Consider the following 18,930-nt stretch of genomic DNA (forward strand, 5'->3'; position numbering starts at 1 on the left):
ATGAACACGGATCACGGCCCCGACTACCGGCAGCAACAGGAATTACAGGAATTTCTTCAATGGCACGAATCGCAAGGAGTCAAAGATGAGCATCGCAACGCTGATTCTCGGTCAGAGCGGAACCGGAAAGTCCACTTCCCTCTGCAAAATGGACCCGGCCCACACCCTGTTGATTCAGACCATCCGTAAGCCGCTGCCTTTTCGCGCAGCAGGATGGACTTATCACACGAAGGACAAGGCGGGCAACATCTTCGTGTCGGATCAATCCCAAAAGATTATCACGGTCATGCAGCATACCAGGCGCAAGGTCATTGTGTTGGACGATTTCCAGTACATGCTCGCCAACGAGTTCATGCGCCGCAGCGACGAACGTGGATTTGACAAGTTCACCGAGATCGGCCGCCATGCATGGGACGTGCTCTGCGCTGCTGGCACGCTGCCCGATGACGTGCGCGTTTATGTGCTCAGCCACACCGAAGAAGACCCGTCAGGCACCACGAAGATCAAGACGATCGGAAAGATGTTGGACGAGAAGATTACGATCGAAGGGATGTTCACCATCGTGCTGCGCACCGACGTGACCGATGGCGAATACACCTTCACCACGCGTAACAACGGACGTGACACCGTTAAAAGTCCGATGGGCCTGTTCGAATCAGACCGCATTCCGAATGACCTGTCGGCGGTCGATCACGCCATCACCGCCTTCTACGAACTGACCGAAACCGCCTGAACGCAAACACATTATGTATGCACTCGATCCAAACGCAGCACGCCAAGCCGATGAACGCAGTGGGCGCATCACCGAAATGGGAAAGTATGTGGGGATATTCACCCGAGCAGAAGACGTGACAAGCGCCAAAGGCACCCGTGGCATCGACTTCGCGTTCGAGACGCCAGAGCGCTTGAGCGCGAATTTCACGCTTTGGACCATGAACGCACAGGGCGAACCCCTGTTCGGCTTCAAGCAGCTGCAAGCGCTGATGGCGTGCCAGCGTATCAAGAACATCACCCCGTCGCGCGCCATCGTGAAGAAGTGGGACCGGGAAACGAACAGTGTTCAGGAGTTTGACGCCGAGGTGTTCAAGGAACTCATGAACAAGCAAGTGGGCATTTTGTTTGAAACCGAGGACTACCCGAAAAAAGACGGCAGCATCGGAACCAAAGTCGTGCCCGCCGCCTTTTTCGAGGCTTCGAGCGGACTAATGGCGGGCGAAATTCTCGATAAAAAGGTCGAGCCGACACAACTCTCGAAGATGATCCTGGCGCTTCGCCATCGTCCGTTGAAGCGCGGGGCGGGACAAGCCTCTCAGTCGGGCGGCCCGATACCTGACGCTGCGAGTTCGTCGGACATGGATGACGACATCCCCTTTTGAGGAGTGGACATGAGTGGCCTGACCTTATACCAGATTGCCAGTGAGTACCGACAAGCGGCCGACAGGCTGGTGGAACTCGATCTCGATGAGCAAACCGTAGCAGACACGCTTGAATCGATCAGCGGGGATTTAATCACCAAGGCTCAAAACGTTGCGTTCGTGATTCGCAATCTCGAAGCGTCGGCGGAGCAGATTCAAATCGCGATTGGCCAAATGCAGGCGCGCGCGCAAGCCTACGCAAAACGTGCAGAGCGAATCAGAGCCTATCTGCTGCAAAACATGCTGATGAGCGGCATGCAAAAGCTCGAGTGCCCGTACTTCAAGCTTGCCGTGCGTGCGAATCCTGCCAAGGTCGTCATCGATGACGAGCGCCAGGTTCCAAAGGCCTACATGACAGATCCGCCCCCTCCACCGGCGAGGCCAGATAAGAAGTTGATCGTACAAGCAATCAAAGACGGGGGTAACGTGCCGGGCTGTCGGATCGAACACAGCCAACGCCTCGAAATCAGGCCATAACGTAGATGTCTTACGCTTTGGTGAGACAACCGTCCTTTTGCTTAAGAAGAATCGGCACCATGAACGACTCGAACGGTGAAGGCATGACCATTGTCAAGAAATTCGAACTTATCGATGATCAATTTATTGAAGAATTTGGTGTAAAGCTCTTCCGCATCCGTGCACTGGTCTCGTTCGCAGACGTCTGCGCTTGTGATATCGGCGGTTACGTGGGGAAAGAAGAGAACCTTTCGCAAGCAGACAACGCGTGGGTGTTTGGCAATGCACGAGTGTCCGGCAATGCGCGATTGCGCTGACTCTTCAAGGAGAATCGATACCATGAACCATCCGAACGATGAAGTAAGCACTATTCTAAATATGACCGCTGAGACAGTAGGCCGTGATCTGCTGCAAGCGCTTGTGCAGGAAATCAAGCTACTGCCCAATGTATGGGTCAAGCTGCCACAAAATAAACAGGACGACGTGATCGCGCGCCTACGAAAGCGTGTCGAAGCGAACGTCAAGATGGCCGTGCACTTAATCACCGCCCATGGACGCGTCGTGCTTCAAGGCGATCTTGAAAAAGTGACAATCCACAATGGCACACAAGCCATGGTGAAGTTCAGCAAGGCAGCGCCTGGCCTGCTTGAATTAGCTGCTGCGCAAGGCCAAGCGGTGCTGCTGGTGGTTGGCGCTGACGCGTGCGCCTTCACCGCTGCCATGGATGAAGTGCGAGGCGAATCCGATCAACGCTCGATCGACTTGGGCCACGAGTACGACCCACACAGCGACGGCAAGGGCATGAATGGCGATGACGACAAGGTGATCGACGCAGAAATGACAGCCATCACGCACCAACCGCTCAATGCTGAGTTGGCACAAGCTCATGCCGACGGCTACAAGACAGCCAGCGAAGGTAAGCCGCAATCGGACTGCCCGACGATGAAGGGCGAACTGTGCATTGAGTGGGTGAAAGGCTGGAAGGCATGGCACAAAGAAAACAACACCGAATGGTGGCAAGAATACCGCGGTGATGAATTGGGCGGGGAGGCGGCGTGAACATCAACAAATCGATTGCCAGCGCGGTAGCGATCTTTGCCAGCAAGTGCGCTGCCGCCAGCAGCCTGGCACGCCGCAACGCTATTCATGGACGCAGTCTGGCATGAAATGCGACCGAGAGGGTGCGTGGGCTCTTGCCGATGATGAGCGGCATTGCCGGTTTGACGCTGGTGCCGAAGGAGGCGCGTGCGTGCCCCTAGGCTGTATCGAAACTAAAGGCTCCAAAATCTAGCACATCGAACGGGCAGGCTCCGAGGCAGAAATAGGGTTGGGATATGACGTACAGTTTGAACAAAGACGAAATCATTGATGAGGAAGACATAAAACTGCTCGTGATCCTCGCATCTAACTGCACAAAGAAATTCCGGGATCGGATCGGCAAGATGCTCGTGGGGATTTTGAATGCGGAGTAACGTGAAGTTGTACTTATGAAACTGCTGGATAAGTCTCCGCATGATGATAAGGACATTTAATCATGAATGCGCAAGTAACTAACGCTGAGCTTATACAGGTGACCGGCGGATTGAAACAAGGTGCCGCACAAGCTAGGTGGATAGAACGCGAACTCGGATTCAGGCCACCAATGAAAGCTGATGGACATCCATTGCTGACGTGGGACCAAGTGAATCGCACGCCGACAGAGCCATCCAGAAAAACACAACCGAAATGGAAAGTCGCAGCATGAAAAAGAACCGCGTCCGTGATGGCTTATTGCCACGCATGGAGGCGCGCCCACGAAAAAACGGGTTTACCTATCGATACCATCCTGTAGGGGGGAAACCTATCAACTTGGGCACTGACCGCATTCAAGCGATAAGGAAAGTGCTCGACATCACTGGTTCAGGTGATGATCTTGGCACGATCAATCGTCTATGGGATCAGTTTCAGCAAACCAAGGGGTGGGAACGGTACGCACAATACACGCGAAACGATTACACGCAGTGCAGCAAACCGCTGCTAGAGGCGTTCGGTGATATGCGAGCTGCCGATATTGATGCGACACACGTTTCTCGTTACCTACGAATCGAGCGTGCAAGCGCTCCAGTACGTGCAAATCGAGAAATAGCCTTGCTCTCGAATCTAATCGGGCTTGCGATCGACCGAGGCGAGGCTAAGCACAACCCCTGCCGCGAAGTTCGCCGCAACGAGGAACAGCCACGCACCGAAGCGCCCGATCTCGCGCAGTTCTTAGCCTTCTCCGGTTGGCTTGCATCCCAAGGCGGTCAGCGAGCCATGATTGGCATGGCCGCAGAATACGCTGCGCTTGCTGGCAATAGAAAGGTTGAGTTTCTGGATCTGTCTTGGCCGCAAATCGATGAGCAAGCGAACGTCATACGCGTAAAGCGGGCAAAGCAGCGCGGCAAGAAACGCGGTGAGGTGATTGAGCACATCGAGATTACGCCGGCTATTCAATCGCTTCTGGATCGCTTACGTGAGTCGAGAAAGGACGACTGCCTCTATGTATTTTCAAACCGGCACGGGACCCACTACACCGCATCAGGCTTTAAAGCGATGTGGTCTAAGTTGATGGACGAAGCCCTTAAGAAGGAGGTGATAGCGGCACGCTTCACATTCCACGATCTGAGAGCCTATTACGTCACACAGCATAAGGCCGTACGTGGCGCCCTGCCCGATCTTCACGCCAACCCCGCGACGACGGCTCGGGTGTACGACAGAAACAAGGTGGTGCGTCGCAGAGCGCTTTGATACTGTATGTCTGTACAGTATATATGAAGCGCTTATGAGGTGGGAATGCAGGCGAATTCCCAAATTGGGAATTTACTACTGGTAGTTTACACAGTATGTCGCATGCAAATGCTTGATTTTATTGGGGTGGCCGATGGGACTCGAACCCACGACAACAGGAATCACAATCCTGGACTCTACCAACTGAGCTACGGCCACCACTGCAGGAACCGATATATCGAGGAACGCTGCACGCCGGCAAGAACGATCACCAGCGAAGACCGGGATTATACGCAGCAATTTCCCATTTTGCTAGCGGTGGAACGCAAAAAATTCTGACCCGGATACTAGCTTTACTCGGCATGCGCTTGCACCATGCGATCGTGCCCGGCCGGGCGGGCATTCAACATGGCGCGCGCCTCGTCGAATATGCGCGGATCGCCAGCGGCCAGCTTTCGATGATCCGACAACACGCGACGCCAACCTCTCGCGCCAGGCTGGTCGCGATAAAGCCCGAGCATATGCCGCGTGACAGCGCCGATGTAGGTACCCCGAGCTTGTTCAGCCCCAATATACTCGATCATCGCCTGCTCGACCTCGCCGCGCGTGCGCGCCAGCGCCGACGGCTCGTAGAAGCACCTATCGACGTCTGCCAGCAGAAAAGGGTTGTGATAGGCTTCGCGTCCGATCATCACGCCGTCGACGTGATGTAGGTGTTCATGCGCCTCATCCAGCGTCTTGATGCCACCATTGATGACGATCTCCAACTCAGGGAAGTCGTGCTTAAGCCGGTACGCGTAGTCATATTTCAGCGGTGGAATCTCGCGGTTCTCTTTTGGCGACAGTCCCTTCAGTATCGCGTTGCGCGCGTGCACGATAAATACGCGGCATCCACCTTGCGCCACAGTGCCCACAAAGTCCCGCACGAACTCATAGTTGTCGAACGCGTCTACGCCGATCCGATGCTTGACCGTCACAGGCATTGCGACCGCATCGCACATTGCCTTTACACAATCGGCGACCAGCGTTGCCTCCTTCATTAGGCACGCGCCGAACGCGCCGCGCTGCACCCGTTCAGACGGACAGCCGCAATTTAAGTTGACTTCATCGTAGCCCCACCGCTGTGCAAGTTTCGCGCAGCGAGCGAGCTCGTCCGGCTCGCTGCCACCGAGCTGTAATGCAATTGGGGCCTCCTGTGGCATGAACGACAAGTGTCGTGCGACGTCGCCAAACAACAGCGCACCAGTCGTCACCATTTCCGTGTATAGGTAGACGTGGCGGGATAACTGCCGGTGGAAATAGCGGCAATGGCGGTCGGTCCAGTCCATCATCGGCGCGACGCAGATGCGTCGGGCACGAGCGGCGTCGAAGTTGGTCATTGAAGCAGCAGTCGCGGAATGCACGGGTATCACAGGCAAACAATTATTTTATCGTTTCTGCGGCGGCCTCGCACCCGCGCGCGTCTCTCCACAAAAAACCAGCCCGCGACGGACTAAGAAACCCTTAATTCAAAAATACATTACCTCAAAAATCTGTCATGCTGGCCGGCGATGCCCGCCGGCGCGCCACAATGTGGACTCGGCCGGCATAATCCCGCCGGCATGGCCATCGCCTGCAACAGCGCACGGTACCCCGCGGTGCGATTTATGCTTCAATGAAAGAAGGCATCGAGTTCGCGCAGACGCTGGCCGCTGTGGCGTGACAAAAGGAGAAAGTGATGACGCACATGACATGGCTGATGAAGTACAGCGTCGCAGTGGTAAGCGCCTCCGCAGTCGCTGCGCCCTGCGTCGGTTGCGCGGCAGGCCAGCTCACGCCGCGTTCCGATTGGACGATTCCGGCCGGCGCGGCGGTGTCACCCACTGTAGCAAGCGCCTCTGGCGCGAGATCCGCCCCTGCGGACGCGGGGTCGTCTGCGCCAGTCCCAGGCAGTGGCGCGGACGGCATGTCGAAACGCCCTGAAGACGCAGGCAAAACCAATAATCCGGACAACATGCCGATCAAGCGCCCGGATTCGAACACCAATGACCGCATCCTGCGAGATCATCTGCCAAGCGATGCGATCGCTCGCTAGCCCGGCGCGACAGGCAGCAACTGAACGCCGGCGAGGATCGCGCTACAGACGTGCGATCGCCACTTCCGTGAATTTGACCTGCACCAACACTTCAGCGCCAACCTTCAAATCTAGTTCATCGATCGAGCGCGTCGTGATGCCCGACGTCACGATGCCGAATGGTGTTTCTACATCGACGGGGCCAGACGCCCCCTGAACTGCGAGTCTATTGACCCGGCGGCACCGACAGAACAACTTTTTTCAGCTTTAGTTGTGCCGATTCGTAATATGCGTGAACCCTCACGTGAGGTTACTATAATGCATATCCTGAGCGTGCAAACACGCGCCGGCCTTCTGTGAATCCCGCCATGCAAAGAGTCATTTTGCCGTTCATTGCCGGCTTTCTCGCCGTGCTGTTTTTCACGAGGCAGCGATCGCGTTGCTGCACGCGGCCGAATTGACCGAACAATTGCCGTTCTCGACCACGCCGTTCGCGCCCCTCGGCGTCCCCCAGTTCCTGCTCACCGCGCTGCTCGGCGCGCTATGGGACATCGTGCTGGCGTGGCTGCTGCGCGTCGATCCGCAACGGCCTGCGCCGTGGCTCGGCTCATGCGTGTTCGGCGGCATCGTACTGACCGCAACGACGGTGTTCGTGCTCGACCCGATCCGCGGTACCTGGCCAAACGGCAACATGCTGCCGCGCCTCGCGTTCGGTTTCGTCGTCAATGCGATGTGGGGATTCGGCGCGCTGGTATTCATGCGTGCGTTCATGACAGACAAGGGCGAGACGTCATAAACCGCCTGCGGCGCGCAAGCCGGGCCGAAATCCCGCCCGACCGCGCAGCACGACGATGCGGCGGGCCGCGACAGCGACGCGGCGGATCATCCGGAGTCGGCAAGGCCACCGTGCGGCCCGCGGCCCGGCGGTTCACGTCGGTCAGTTCGTAACGCGTCGCCAGGAGGGAAATGACCGCTCTTGAGCAGCACCGGGTGTCCGTCGCAGCGCTTCAGATGCTCGCGCGCTGTTTCGAGGATGCGCGCGCGGCCCCGGTCGAACGCGCGAATCCAGCCGTCGCGGTCGTTCGATACCACACCGAAGTGATCCTCCAGGGCTTCAACGGAGATGGCGCAACGTACCCGTTCGCCATTGACAATGGCATCGAACTCCACGGTCAGGTTGCTGTCGCGGTAAGCTCCGGCTTCAGCGGGAAAATCAATCTGCATGCCAGCCTCGGGAATCGGACGTGGATTCCCATTCTAGCGAGCCACGGCATAGCCAGCCAAGTCAGCCGATAGCTAGACGCCCATTCAGTCGTGTGGCAACGCCAATCCGCTGTAATCATGCCCGAGCAACGCACAGAGCGCTTCGACTACGAGTTCGTGGTCCTGGCGTTGTGCAAGGCCCGACACGGTCACCGAACCGATTACGCCCGCACCCTGCACGGTCAATGGAAACGCGCCACCGTACGACGCGTAGTCGGCGCACGACAAGCCGTACTTGTCGACCAGCGTGGCGCCGGACTGTGCCAAGCGCAGGCCCACCGCGTACGAACTACGCCGGAAATGCTCCACCGTATTGCTCTTGCGGCGCACCCACCGCGCATTGTCCGGTGTCGCGCCCTGCAGCGCGCAGTAAAACACCGGATGGCCGAAAGTGCGCACGTCGATCGCGACGGCATGCGCCCTCGCCTTAGCAAGCTCATGCAAGTGTGTGCCGAGCTGCCATCCAAAATCCGCGTCAAAGCGTGGCGCGACGAGCGTCTTTTCCTGAAGGGCAATGTGCTGCAGGTCTCGAGTGATGTCCATGGGCAATGGGTCCGGCCAGCAACGCCGCCGGTGAATAAAAAGCCGGTAAGACCGACCAAGTTGAAGCCAACGAAGTCGCAAACTCTCGGATAAGTCATCATTTTACCGGCATGGCGGCGCTGCGCAGTGCATTCGCAAACCAATCAGTCTCACGTTGCGCTGACATTTCGCGTTTCACGTCCTTGCACCGCAGAACGGATCTGTGTATAATTTATTTCTTTGACGGACGCGGGGTGGAGCAGTTTGGCAGCTCGTCGGGCTCATAACCCGAAGGTCGTAGGTTCAAATCCTACCCCCGCAACCAAATTCCGAAAATCCCGGGTTTCGTATGAAACCCGGGATTTTTATTTTCCGGCGAGGCCATGTTGTAGCCACTCCCCTTACCCCGGCAAGCAGCACGGCTCAATCTGAACACGGCGCAGCCTCAAGATGAGTCTACGCCGGAGCCCGCGGCGGTTACTCCGACGAGCTTGTTCGGGCTTGCGGCAGCTTCCACTCTGCGCATCCTCGACGACATCCCACTTCAAATACATCCCGTCGTGAGTACGCTAAGTGAACTAATCCCAATGCCGACGTATTGGCTAGAATGCGCAATCTGCCGTCCGTCTGACGAAAGACCCATTCACCCATGCTGAATTCGGCAAGCCATTGCGCCAATCCGATGCCGTAAAAGCAGTTCGGGCCCGTGCTATCAAAAACCGTATCCGTTTCCGCGTTGGCGTAAGGTTTTTCGCAGCCATAGAACAATCGTCACTGCACGTCGATGATCGGCAGGGGACGGAAATAAAATGGGATTGCATTGAGTGCCAACGCCAGCCGGACGACATGCCTCGCGCCTTTATTTTCGACACAAGCGGGCCGACCGCAAGCGGGCTAGACCGTCAGCGATGCAAAACCGCCAAATGTCAGCCACGCGCCCGATGTTAAACTGCGCACCATTGTCCCACCGACCCTCGATCGATGAAATTTTGTTCTGTCTGCGGCCACGTGGTGAGTCTGCGCGTGCCTCCCGGCGACAACCGCGAGCGCTTCGTGTGTGACAACTGCAATACAATCCACTATCTGAATCCACGTAACGTGGTCGGAACGGTCCCGGTTTGGGACAATAAGGTGCTACTGTGCCGCCGCGCGATCGAACCGCGCTATGGCTACTGGACATTGCCGGCTGGCTTCATGGAAATCGGCGAAACGACGGCGGAGGCTGCCGCACGTGAGACGCTGGAAGAAGCGGGCGCGCGCGTCGAGGTTCAAACGCTGTTCACGCTGCTCAATGTGCCGCATGTGCACCAGGTGCACCTGTTCTACCTCGCGCGGCTGCTCGACATCGATGTGCAGGCCGGCGAGGAAAGCTTGGAGGTGCGGCTATTCGATGAAGCCGATATTCCTTGGGACGAAATCGCGTTTCCGACCGTTGGGCAAACGCTGCGCTTTTTCTTTGCCGATCGCGTCGCGGGCGGCTTCGGCCTGCACACCGGCGACATCTTCCGCTCACTGCATGATGGCTAATCCCGCGCGCGGGTCACGCGCCGCACGGCGTCGCGACGCAACGCCCGTGCCGGCACGCCGATCTCACTATGGTTTCCTGGCTCAGCCCCGACGATCCGTTCCCGCCGCTTGAGCGCGCGCTGGACGAAGCCAGCGGCGCACCCGGCCTGCTCGCCGCGAGTGCCGAGCTGGATCCGCGACAACTGCTCGATGCGTACCAGCACGGCATCTTCCCGTGGTATTCGAAGGGCCAGCCTGTACTGTGGTGGAGCCCCGATCCGCGCATGATCCTGGTGCCCAGTGAATTCAAGGTGTCGATGTCGCTGCGCAAAACCCTGAAAAAAGTTTTGCGCGAGCCTTCATGGGAGATCCGTGTGGACGCTGGCTTTGCTGATGTGATGCATGCGTGCGCGAACGTGAACCGGCCCGGGCAGCATGGCACGTGGATCACACCCAAAGTGATCGCCGCCTATGAGGCGTTGCATCGCGCCGGCCTGGCCCATAGCGTCGAAACTTGGGTCGAGGGCCGACGCGTCGGCGGACTGTACGGCGTGAGCTTGGGTCGCATGTTCTACGGCGAATCGATGTTTGCACACCGTACGGACGCGTCGAAGATCGCCCTCGCCGCGCTCGTCGCGCATTTGCGCGAGCACCGGGTCGACCTGGTCGATTGCCAACAAAACACCGCTCACCTTGCGTCGCTGGGTGCGCGTGAAGTATCGCGTCGCGCGTTTATCGCCCACATGCGTGACGCGATACGGCACTCGCCAATTCCGTGGCAATTCGACAAACAAGTGCTGCATCGGTACTGGAATGACAGTCACGAATAGTGCGCCCGGACCGCGCGACGGAACCCCGCCGCTGGGGTCGAAAGCAACTTGTAAGCTGGGCGCCCGCCGCGGCACGGCGTGCTGGCCCACGCTGTCCGATAAGCTTATTGAAGTGGCGGCCCTATAAGGGACACCCTGCTGCTTGGCAAGAGCTTGCGTACGGTGGAAACCTTCGACTATGCCGCTCGGGGGCCTGCGCCACAACCTGCCGTCATTTCGTGATACCGTTGATACAGCCTCGTGTGCTAGCTTGATTTGGCCGCCGCAAACATGCCATCGGCACCGAAGCGATCTGATGTCGCCACATATTGGGCAAACGATTGCTGTATGAAGGGCTGACGTGACCTACCTTAAAGAACTGCCGATATCGCCGCTGTCGGCGCTGCAATTCTATGCGACAGCGCCCTACCCCTGTAGCTATCTGGAGGGACGCATTGCGCGTTCACAGGTCGCCACGCCAAGCCACCTGATCAATTCGGATGTCTACACCGAATTGGTTAAGGCAGGCTTCCGGCGCTCCGGGGTCTTCACTTACCGACCCTATTGCGACGGCTGTCGCGCCTGCGTGCCGGCGCGCGTGTCCGTCGAGCGCTTCGATGCAAGCCGAACCCAGCGCAAGGTGTGGCGCCGGCATCACGAATTGCTCGCGACGGTCTCGCCGCTGCATTACGATGAGGAACACTACGCATTGTACATGCGCTATCAAGCTGCGCGGCATGCCGGCGGCGGAATGGATCGCGACAGCCGCGATCAGTACGAGCAGTTCCTGTTGCAAAGCCGCATTAACTCGCGGCTGGTCGAGTTCCGCGAGCCGTATGAGCCACGCGGCACGGCGCGCTCACGCGCGGTGCGTGAAGGCGCTAATTCCCGCAAGGGCAAGCTGCGCATGGTCAGCATGATTGACATCCTCGGCGATGGCTTGTCTTCGGTCTATACGTTCTACGAACCCGATGTTGAGCGCTCGAGCTTTGGTACCTACAACATCCTGTGGCAAATCGAGCAGGCGCGCAGCCTGAAGTTGCCGTACGTGTACTTGGGCTACTGGATTCGCGAAAGCAGCAAGATGGCGTACAAGGCAAACTTTAAGCCGCTCGAGGGACTGGTCGAGGGTCAATGGCGCGATCTGGAGCCTGGACAGGCCGACGCGGCGCCGCTCGATGCCACCATCGCACAGCTCGCGCGCCCGGTAAAATAACGAGCTTTTGACTCAGGGCCATCGGCCCAGCCCACTTCCGTGCTCAGTTCCCTTTATCCGCTCGCACGGGCGCACCTGTTCCGTATGGATGCGGAGGACGCCCATCACTTGACGCTGCGCCTGCTAGGCACAGCCGCCCGCACCGGCCTCGCGCGTTGCCTTGCCCCGCACGCGCCCGATGCACCTCGCACCGTAATGGGCCTGACATTTCGCAACCCGGTGGGGCTCGCCGCCGGCCTGGACAAAGACGGCGCTTGTATCGACGGATTGGCGGCGCTCGGATTTGGCTTTATCGAGGTCGGCACGGTGACGCCGCGCCCGCAACCGGGCAATGCGCGCCCGCGACTGTTCCGGCTGCCCCAGGCCGAGGCGTTGATCAACCGAATGGGCTTCAACAACCATGGCGTGGACGCGTTCGTCGCCAACGTACAAGCCGCACGCTATCGTGGCGTGTTGGGGCTGAATATTGGCAAGAATGCCGATACGCCGATCGAGCGCGCGGTCGACGACTACCTGTACTGCTTGGAGCGCGTCTATCCGTTTGCCAGCTATGTGGCGATCAATATCTCGTCGCCGAATACAAAGAACCTGCGACAGCTGCAAGCCGCCGACGAACTGAATGCGCTGCTGGGCGCGCTCAAGGACAAGCAACAACGGCTGTCGGACCTGCATGGCAAGCAGGTGCCACTGGCGCTAAAAATCGCGCCGGACCTTGACGACGAACAAATCAAGTCGATCACGGACACGCTGCTACGGCACCGTATCGATGGCGTGATCGCGACCAATACCACGCTGTCGCGCACCGCGGTGCAGGGCCTGCGCCATGGCGGCGAAGCCGGTGGCCTGTCCGGGCGGCCGGTATTCGACCCGTCCAACCGGGTAATCCAGCAATTGCACGCGCAATTGGGCGACGCGGTGCCGATCATCGGCGTGGGCGGGATTTTCAGCGGCGAGGACGCAAACGCAAAGCTTGCCGCCGGTGCATCGTTAGTGCAGCTTTATACCGGCCTGATCTACCGCGGCCCGGCTCTAGTGGCTGAATGCGTGCGCGCCACCGCTGGCCATCATGACTCGCGCGTAATATAGCGCCTTTGCAAATGCTATTTAAGCTTGGATTGCGGCCTCACTATGATGACCGCCGTCTGTCACTACCCGCCAAGAGGGAACACGATGAAACTTTCGCTGCTCAAGAAATGGATCGCCGCGACGCTGGTCGGCGGCGCGCTCGCTGCGACCGCCGTGACCGCACCCGCCGCCGACCTGCTCGACCAGGTCAAGGAGCGCGGCACGCTGCGCATCGGCCTCGAAGGGACTTATCCGCCATTCAACGCTCGTAACACCCATGGCGAGCTCGTCGGCTACGACGTGGACGTGGCCAAGGCGATCGCGCTGCGGCTCGGCGTGAGGCCCGAGTTCGTCACCACTGAGTGGAGCGGCATTATCGCTGGGCTGCAAGCCGGCAAGTTCGACGTAATCGTGAATCAGGTCGGTATTACGCCAGTGCGGCAGCAAGCGTTCGACTTTTCGCAGCCCTATACGTACTCGGTCGCCCAACTGATCCAGCGCAAGGATGATTCGCGCCCGTTCCAATCGCTTGACGACCTGAAGGGCAAGAAACTCGGCGTGAGCCTGGGCTCGAACTACAACGACATGGCCAAGTCGGTGCCCGGCATCGAGGTGAAGACCTACCCGGGTGCGCCCGAGTATCTGCGCGATCTGGCGGCGGGCCGCATTGACGCGGCGCTCAACGACCGGCTGATGCTCGCGTATTTGATCAAGACCACCGCGCTGCCATTGCGTTCGAGCGGCACGCTGGGCCAGCAGGAAAAGGTTGGAATCCCGTTCAAGAAAGGCAACCCCAAGTTCGCCAAGGCCATTGACGACGCCATTGCGCAACTTGACGCTGATGGAACGCTGCCGAAGCTTTCCGATAAGTGGTTCGGCATCGACGTGACCCGACCGCTGAAGTAAGCCGCTACCTTAATGTCACCGTTGACGTTGCTGTTGCAGTCCGCGCCGGCGCTCGCCGCGGGAGCGTTGCTGACGATCAAGTTCGCACTGCTATCGATGGCGTTTGGGCTAGCCGGCGGCATGCTCATTGCGCTAATGGGCATCAGCGAGCGGCGTTGGCCGGTGGGCGCCGCACGCGCATACGTCAGCCTCCTGCGCGGCACGCCGCTGCTGGTGCAGATCTTCGTCGTCTACTATGGCCTGCCGAGCGTGGGAATCGAGTTGGACCCGACGCCGGCCGGCGTGCTGGCGTTGTCCGCAAACGTCGCCGCGTACCTGTCCGAGAGCATGCGCGGCGCAATCGTGGGCATCGCGCGCGGCCAGTGGCTCGCCGCGTACAGCCTAGGCCTGTCGCGCCAGCAGACGCTGCGCTACGTGGTCGGGCCACAGGCGCTGCGTATCGCGGTGCCGAGTTTGTCCAACAGCCTCATCAGCCTGGTCAAGGACACCTCACTGGTGTCGGTGATCACGGTGACCGAACTGCTACACAGCGCGCAGGAAGTGATCGCGGCCACCTACCAGCCGCTGCCGCTTTATATCGGCGCGGCAGGCGTGTACTGGGTACTGTGCCACCTGCTCGAGGGGCTCCAGCACCGGCTCGAACGCTACCTCGCACTGCCCACGCGGCACTGAGCGGCTATGCGCTCAGTGCGCACCGTCGATTTCCCAAAGAATCTCCTCCTTCGTGAACGCGATTAACGCGACCATCGCGGCCTCGGCCGCAACGGCATCGCGAACCTCGATCGCCTCGACCACGCGCCCGTGCAGCTTGCGCGCGCGTTCGGCCAGCCCGGCCGTGGACTGGACCAACGGTGCCAGCGTCGACAGCGCTGCACATACGACAGGCGTCATTTGCTGCAATACTTGGTTGCCGCTCGCGTTGGCGAGCATCCACGCTCGTTGGGTCAGCCCTTAACGGCCGCACCGTCTAGGCAGCGCTCATTGCAATTTTCACACAGCCGAAATGTATAACAAAATTGAATCCTGCCGCTCGGGACCGAAGGTTTGTTGCCATTCATTTCGATGCACAGGTCAACTGCCGCAGCAGCGCACGCTTCACGCACCGTTGTGCCCAGTGCACATTATTGTGCGCCCCCGTACATAGACTATGCCAAGTGCTGCCGATAATGGCCCCAACAGCTATGATGCGCAGGGCGCACGCGGCATCGACACCGCGTCGGCCGCAAGGCCGAAACCCAATCCGAGAGGACCCACGCTTGAAGGTAGCGATTGTTCACGACTGGCTGGTCGTCCATGGCGGTGCCGAACGGGTGCTCGCCCAGATGATTGACTGTTTCCCGCAAGCAGACATCTTCAGCCTGGTCGACTTCCTGGAAGAGCGCTCGTGCCTGCGCGGCAAGCCGGTCCATACTTCGTTCATCCAGACACTGCCCATGGCCCGGCGCAAGTACCGCGGCTACCTGCCGCTATTTCCGCTGGCAATCGAGCAATTCGATCTGTCCAGTTACGACGTGATCCTGTCCAGTTCGTACGCTGTGGCCAAGGGCGTGCTGAACGGGCCCGACCAGCTACACGTGAGCTATGTGCATTCGCCGGTACGCTACGCATGGGATCTGCAGCACCAGTACTTGAGCGAGGCGGGGCTCACGCACGGCGTGAAATCGATGCTCGTGCGCGCGCTACTGCACTACATCCGCAACTGGGACGCGCGTTCAGCCAACGGCGTGGACCTGATCGCGGCAAACTCGCGTTTTGTCGCGCGGCGCGTGCGCAAGGTCTATCGTCGCGAATCGACGGTGATTTATCCGCCGGTGGACGTCGAGCACCTGCAGTTGAATACTGCTAAAGAGGACTTTTATCTGACCGCATCCAGGATGGTGCCCTACAAGCGCATTGACCTGATCGTGAACGCCTTTTCCCGGATGCCACAGCGCAAGCTGGTCGTCATCGGCGATGGTCCGGAGATGTCCAAGATCCGCGCGCTGGCAGGCCCGAATGTGACGCTGCTCGGCTATCAACCCTTCGACGTATTGCATTCGCACCTGCAGCGTGCCAAGGCCTTCGTGTTTGCCGCCGAGGAAGACTTCGGCATCTCACCGGTTGAAGCACAGGCATGCGGCACGCCCGTCATCGCCTACGGTAAGGGCGGCGCGCTCGAATCGGTGCGCGCCGATACCGGCGCACGGCCCACCGGTTTGTTCTTCGATACGCAAACCACGCCCGCGTTGATCGATGCCGTCGAGCGGTTCGAGGCACTGCCCCACGGCACGTTCGAGCCGCTCGCATGCCGCGCCAACGCACAACGCTTTTCTGCGGATCGCTTCCGCGCCGCGTTTTCCAACCTGGTCATGGAAGGCTACCAGCGGCTGCAAGCTGAATTGGCGTCGCCGATCAGCGATCCGGCGCGCCGCGACATGCCGCCGTATGTAATCCTGCCGAATCAGCCAGCCGTCGCCACCACGCAACTGGGCGAGCCGGCTGCACCGGGGATCACAACGCCATTGCTGACACGCGCTGCTGCAGCAGGCCATGCAGTGCGCCGCGATCAGCCCCGCAACCCTAAGGGTTTCGCATCCGTGGACAACCTCGCGCATCACGGCAACCCGTTCACGCGCGCTGGCTGACGCCCGCCAGCCGCCTCCTCGGGCGGCATCGTCGCCACCGACGCCGAGTTCGCACCAGCTGACAACGTGCGGTTTGACTGTGCGCCGGCCCGCCACTGCTCGACGCCGCCGGCAAACCGGTCAAGACAAGGTTCTGCGTCACGACGCTGTGCTGATCGCGCCGTTCCCGCTACAGCATCGCCTCTTCGGACGGCAGCGCCGGCGTGGCTGCCGGCACATGCGCGGGCGCGTACGACGCACGGGCGAGGTCGGCGCACAGCGATGGGCGAGCCTGCTTATCGAGTACGTCGGCGAAAAGCTCCATGAGGAACGCCTCGCACAATGCCACTACACGCTCGCGTGCCGCTGGATTCAGCACCTCATGGTCCATGTTAGGTATCACGCAGGCATGCGCACCGCCGATCCGTGCGAGCCGTTGGCCGCCATGACCGAAATGAACCTCGAGTTCGTCCAGGCCATGGTCCAGCGGACTGAACAGCAATTGCACGCGAACCCCGCGCGCGGCCAGTTCTTTCATCTGGCGACGCGCCCGCTGGCTGCTGCCCGGCGCATCCCGCATGTCTTGCGTCCAGGCCGCCGCGAGGCCCCGTGTGCGCGCCACCGCATAGCGACACAGCGTGTCGATGACCGGTCGCAAGCTGACCTCGCCGCGCAACACCTGGGCCCACTTCTGCGCGCGCCACATCGAGCGCAAATGCGCGCGGGTCGATCCGGCACCCACTCGGCCGGCGTCATGCATCGTGAATCCATCGGGAAACGAAAAACCGAGCAGGTTCACCAGCATCAAGCCCCGAATCGCTGCGTTGTCCAGCGCGGCGCGCAAGCCCAGGTACGCACCGGAGCAAATACCGAACACCGCAATGCCCGGATGGCCGCGCAAGCGTGCCCAATCGACCGCATCGGATGTGTCGGCAGCCAGCGCGTCGAAACTCAACGAGCCTGGATCGATCTGTGTGGCCGCCGCCGCGCTGTCCCCCAGCCCGCTCGCGTCAAGCCGCAGCGAAGCAAACCCCGCACGCGCGAGCTGGCGCGCCAACTCGACGTTGAAGCGCCCGTCCCCGACATGGTGCGTGGCGGCCGTGTTGGGGATCACAACCAGCGGCGCACGGCCCGATCTGCCCGCCGGTTCGCAGAGGATGCCGAACAACCGGCCTTGATCCAACTTGATCGGCTGCTCCACCATCCAGTCAGTCTGAAGCGACGCACCAACACACACTGGCACTGACGATGCGGGACGCGATGCACCCGCTGGGGCGGCCTGAGGCGTCACCGCTTCGTTTACCAGCCACTGCGTGACGACGTCGAGCGTGGCCTGCGGGACTTGGGCGAGCCAGGATGGCTGCATCGCGCCCGGGTATTCGGCGAACAAGCCAGCGTCCACGCGCGCGCCCTGCGACCGGTATACCTCAGCGAGCGCATGGCTCGGATCATGCGAGTCGACATGCATGATGAGCACCGACGACGCGGGCGGTGCCTGAAGGCGGCGCAAGTCGTACTTTGCCACCTGCTCCATCGCGGCCAGCTCGAAACGATGCCCGAGCACATCGAATGCGCCAGCCGGTGGTGCGTCGGTCCGCACGTGCGATCCCGTCTTCTCCCGCCACGTCTGCTGCAGCACCTTGAGTTCGCGAACAAACTGCCGGCCCGAGACGACGGGCGCCATTAATACGACGCGCTGCGCGCCGACCTGGGGCGCAGCCTGCGCGGCCACCATCGCGCCGTAGCGCGCCCCGACCAGCGCAATGCGTTGTACCCCCGTCACGCGCCGCAGATATTCGACGGCGTTCACCACTTCACCCGCCCATCGGGTTGGCTCCACTCGCGTGTCACGATCCAGCGAATCGCCGGTGCCTGCATAGTCAAAGCGCAACACCGGGATGCGCCGCAACGCCAATCGCTCAGCCAGTTGCCGCATCGTCTGGTACAACCATAATGCTTCATGCCCGAGCGGGTTGCACAGCACCACGCCCCAACCCACGTCGCCCGGATCGCCAGCCGGCGCGCCATGAAGCCAGCCGAAATGCCCATCAAACGAGACAGGCCACATCGTCGTGTCCATTCTCTAACCCTCTTTGTTTTTTCACCCGGCGCCTGCGTACCATAGCGCATGGACCAGCCGGCCTCCCCCTCCATGACGACGCGTCCACGGCACGGATACGCCGGTTAGTAGGCGGCATCCACAGAGTTGGGGTCGGTGCGCTGACGTACCCAATCGAGCCATGCGCGTCGTCATGCGTGTGCAGCCTTCGCGCTGCCCTGCGCGCCGAAGACGGGTATCGGGTTTAATCACGGGCTTTCTCCCGACGAAATAGGGAAAAGTCCGATCATCTTGTTTGCCAGTCACCCCTGG

The 18,930-nt window shown here is 60.1% G+C and carries 19 protein-coding genes, 2 tRNA genes and 3 pseudogenes; 17 read left to right on the forward strand and 7 right to left on the reverse strand.

The window, feature by feature from the left end; genetic code table 11:
• Window positions 1-85 precede the first annotated feature (85 nt).
• The 7 genes from KQH60_RS08350 to KQH60_RS08380 all read left to right on the forward strand — a co-directional run bounded on the left by KQH60_RS08350 (window position 86) and on the right by KQH60_RS08380 (window position 4,637).
• Complete coding sequence (locus KQH60_RS08350) at window positions 86-733, forward strand: ATP-binding protein (protein ID WP_237575995.1); 648 nt, start codon at window positions 86-88, stop codon at window positions 731-733.
• 13 nt (window positions 734-746) lie between these two features.
• Window positions 747-1,376: a hypothetical protein gene (locus KQH60_RS08355; protein ID WP_237575996.1), complete on the forward strand. Its 630-nt coding sequence runs from the start codon at window positions 747-749 to the stop codon at window positions 1,374-1,376.
• A 9-nt stretch (window positions 1,377-1,385) separates the two neighbouring features.
• Complete coding sequence (locus KQH60_RS08360) at window positions 1,386-1,892, forward strand: siphovirus Gp157 family protein (RefSeq protein WP_237575997.1); 507 nt, start codon at window positions 1,386-1,388, stop codon at window positions 1,890-1,892.
• 59 nt (window positions 1,893-1,951) lie between these two features.
• Window positions 1,952-2,188 carry a hypothetical protein gene (locus KQH60_RS08365; RefSeq protein WP_237575998.1) on the forward strand — a complete coding sequence of 79 codons (237 nt, stop codon included), beginning with the start codon at window positions 1,952-1,954 and terminating at the stop codon, window positions 2,186-2,188.
• A 22-nt stretch (window positions 2,189-2,210) separates the two neighbouring features.
• The gene (locus tag KQH60_RS08370) at window positions 2,211-2,930 is read left to right on the forward strand and encodes a ribosome modulation factor (protein ID WP_237575999.1); all 720 of its coding nucleotides are present in this window, start codon (window positions 2,211-2,213) and stop codon (window positions 2,928-2,930) included.
• Window positions 2,931-3,405: 475 nt separating this feature from the next.
• Window positions 3,406-3,615 carry a DUF4224 domain-containing protein gene (locus tag KQH60_RS08375; RefSeq protein ID WP_237576000.1) on the forward strand — a complete coding sequence of 70 codons (210 nt, stop codon included), beginning with the start codon at window positions 3,406-3,408 and terminating at the stop codon, window positions 3,613-3,615.
• On the forward strand, window positions 3,612-4,637 hold the full coding sequence (locus KQH60_RS08380) for a tyrosine-type recombinase/integrase (RefSeq protein WP_237576001.1): 1,026 nt from the start codon (window positions 3,612-3,614) through the stop codon (window positions 4,635-4,637). Before KQH60_RS08375 ends, KQH60_RS08380 begins: the two co-directional genes overlap by 4 nt.
• A gap of 122 nt (window positions 4,638-4,759) precedes the next feature.
• Here KQH60_RS08380 and KQH60_RS08385 read toward each other — a convergent pair.
• Together KQH60_RS08385 and dusA are read right to left on the reverse strand one after the other, a co-directional pair.
• Window positions 4,760-4,835: transfer RNA gene (locus tag KQH60_RS08385), tRNA-His, on the reverse strand.
• 134 nt (window positions 4,836-4,969) lie between these two features.
• The gene (gene dusA / locus KQH60_RS08390) at window positions 4,970-5,995 is read right to left on the reverse strand and encodes a tRNA dihydrouridine(20/20a) synthase DusA (RefSeq protein WP_237576002.1); all 1,026 of its coding nucleotides are present in this window, start codon (window positions 5,993-5,995) and stop codon (window positions 4,970-4,972) included.
• A 338-nt stretch (window positions 5,996-6,333) separates the two neighbouring features.
• Between dusA and KQH60_RS08395 the strand changes: the two genes are divergently transcribed.
• On the forward strand, window positions 6,334-6,690 hold the full coding sequence (locus tag KQH60_RS08395; protein WP_237576003.1) for a hypothetical protein: 357 nt from the start codon (window positions 6,334-6,336) through the stop codon (window positions 6,688-6,690).
• Between the two features lie 42 nt (window positions 6,691-6,732).
• Here the strand turns inward: KQH60_RS08395 and KQH60_RS08400 are convergent.
• Window positions 6,733-6,899, reverse strand: a pseudogene (locus KQH60_RS08400) (TOBE domain-containing protein).
• Window positions 6,900-7,037: 138 nt separating this feature from the next.
• Here KQH60_RS08400 and KQH60_RS08405 point away from each other — a divergent pair.
• A pseudogene (locus KQH60_RS08405) lies at window positions 7,038-7,465 on the forward strand (hypothetical protein).
• An 86-nt stretch (window positions 7,466-7,551) separates the two neighbouring features.
• Here KQH60_RS08405 and KQH60_RS08410 read toward each other — a convergent pair.
• Together KQH60_RS08410 and KQH60_RS08415 are read right to left on the reverse strand one after the other, a co-directional pair.
• Entirely contained in the window at window positions 7,552-7,893 is a 342-nt protein-coding gene (locus tag KQH60_RS08410; RefSeq protein WP_237576004.1) for a DUF1488 domain-containing protein, read from the reverse strand.
• Between the two features lie 84 nt (window positions 7,894-7,977).
• Window positions 7,978-8,475 carry a heme-degrading domain-containing protein gene (locus KQH60_RS08415; protein ID WP_237576005.1) on the reverse strand — a complete coding sequence of 166 codons (498 nt, stop codon included), beginning with the start codon at window positions 8,473-8,475 and terminating at the stop codon, window positions 7,978-7,980.
• Between the two features lie 227 nt (window positions 8,476-8,702).
• On the opposite strand from KQH60_RS08415, the gene KQH60_RS08420 reads away from it, so the two are divergent.
• From KQH60_RS08420 to KQH60_RS08450, 7 genes are all read left to right on the forward strand, one after another.
• Window positions 8,703-8,779: transfer RNA gene (locus KQH60_RS08420), tRNA-Met, on the forward strand.
• A gap of 656 nt (window positions 8,780-9,435) precedes the next feature.
• Window positions 9,436-9,981 (forward strand): NUDIX hydrolase, encoded by a 546-nt coding sequence (locus tag KQH60_RS08425; RefSeq protein ID WP_104077161.1) that lies wholly within the window; start codon window positions 9,436-9,438, stop codon window positions 9,979-9,981.
• Window positions 9,982-10,049: 68 nt separating this feature from the next.
• Window positions 10,050-10,790, forward strand: coding sequence for a leucyl/phenylalanyl-tRNA--protein transferase (aat, locus tag KQH60_RS08430; protein WP_237576006.1), 741 nt, complete (start codon window positions 10,050-10,052; stop codon window positions 10,788-10,790).
• Window positions 10,791-11,130: 340 nt separating this feature from the next.
• Window positions 11,131-11,985 carry an arginyltransferase gene (locus KQH60_RS08435; RefSeq protein ID WP_237576007.1) on the forward strand — a complete coding sequence of 285 codons (855 nt, stop codon included), beginning with the start codon at window positions 11,131-11,133 and terminating at the stop codon, window positions 11,983-11,985.
• A 39-nt stretch (window positions 11,986-12,024) separates the two neighbouring features.
• Window positions 12,025-13,071, forward strand: coding sequence for a quinone-dependent dihydroorotate dehydrogenase (locus KQH60_RS08440; protein ID WP_237576008.1), 1,047 nt, complete (start codon window positions 12,025-12,027; stop codon window positions 13,069-13,071).
• Window positions 13,072-13,155: 84 nt separating this feature from the next.
• Window positions 13,156-13,956: a cystine ABC transporter substrate-binding protein gene (locus KQH60_RS08445; RefSeq protein WP_237576009.1), complete on the forward strand. Its 801-nt coding sequence runs from the start codon at window positions 13,156-13,158 to the stop codon at window positions 13,954-13,956.
• 12 nt (window positions 13,957-13,968) lie between these two features.
• The gene (locus tag KQH60_RS08450; RefSeq protein WP_237576010.1) at window positions 13,969-14,628 is read left to right on the forward strand and encodes an amino acid ABC transporter permease; all 660 of its coding nucleotides are present in this window, start codon (window positions 13,969-13,971) and stop codon (window positions 14,626-14,628) included.
• 12 nt (window positions 14,629-14,640) lie between these two features.
• On the opposite strand, the gene KQH60_RS08455 is transcribed toward KQH60_RS08450, so the two are convergent.
• Entirely contained in the window at window positions 14,641-14,886 is a 246-nt protein-coding gene (locus tag KQH60_RS08455) for an FCD domain-containing protein (RefSeq protein ID WP_237576011.1), read from the reverse strand.
• Between the two features lie 326 nt (window positions 14,887-15,212).
• Here KQH60_RS08455 and KQH60_RS08460 point away from each other — a divergent pair.
• A pseudogene (locus tag KQH60_RS08460) lies at window positions 15,213-16,337 on the forward strand (glycosyltransferase family 4 protein); the annotation flags it as partial.
• A gap of 412 nt (window positions 16,338-16,749) precedes the next feature.
• Here KQH60_RS08460 and KQH60_RS08465 read toward each other — a convergent pair.
• Window positions 16,750-18,639, reverse strand: coding sequence for an alpha/beta hydrolase (locus KQH60_RS08465; RefSeq protein ID WP_237576012.1), 1,890 nt, complete (start codon window positions 18,637-18,639; stop codon window positions 16,750-16,752).
• Window positions 18,640-18,930: the final 291 nt, after the last annotated feature.

The sequence above is a fragment of the Mycetohabitans sp. B8 genome (genome assembly GCF_021991875.1).
Lineage (GTDB): Bacteria > Pseudomonadota > Gammaproteobacteria > Burkholderiales > Burkholderiaceae > Mycetohabitans.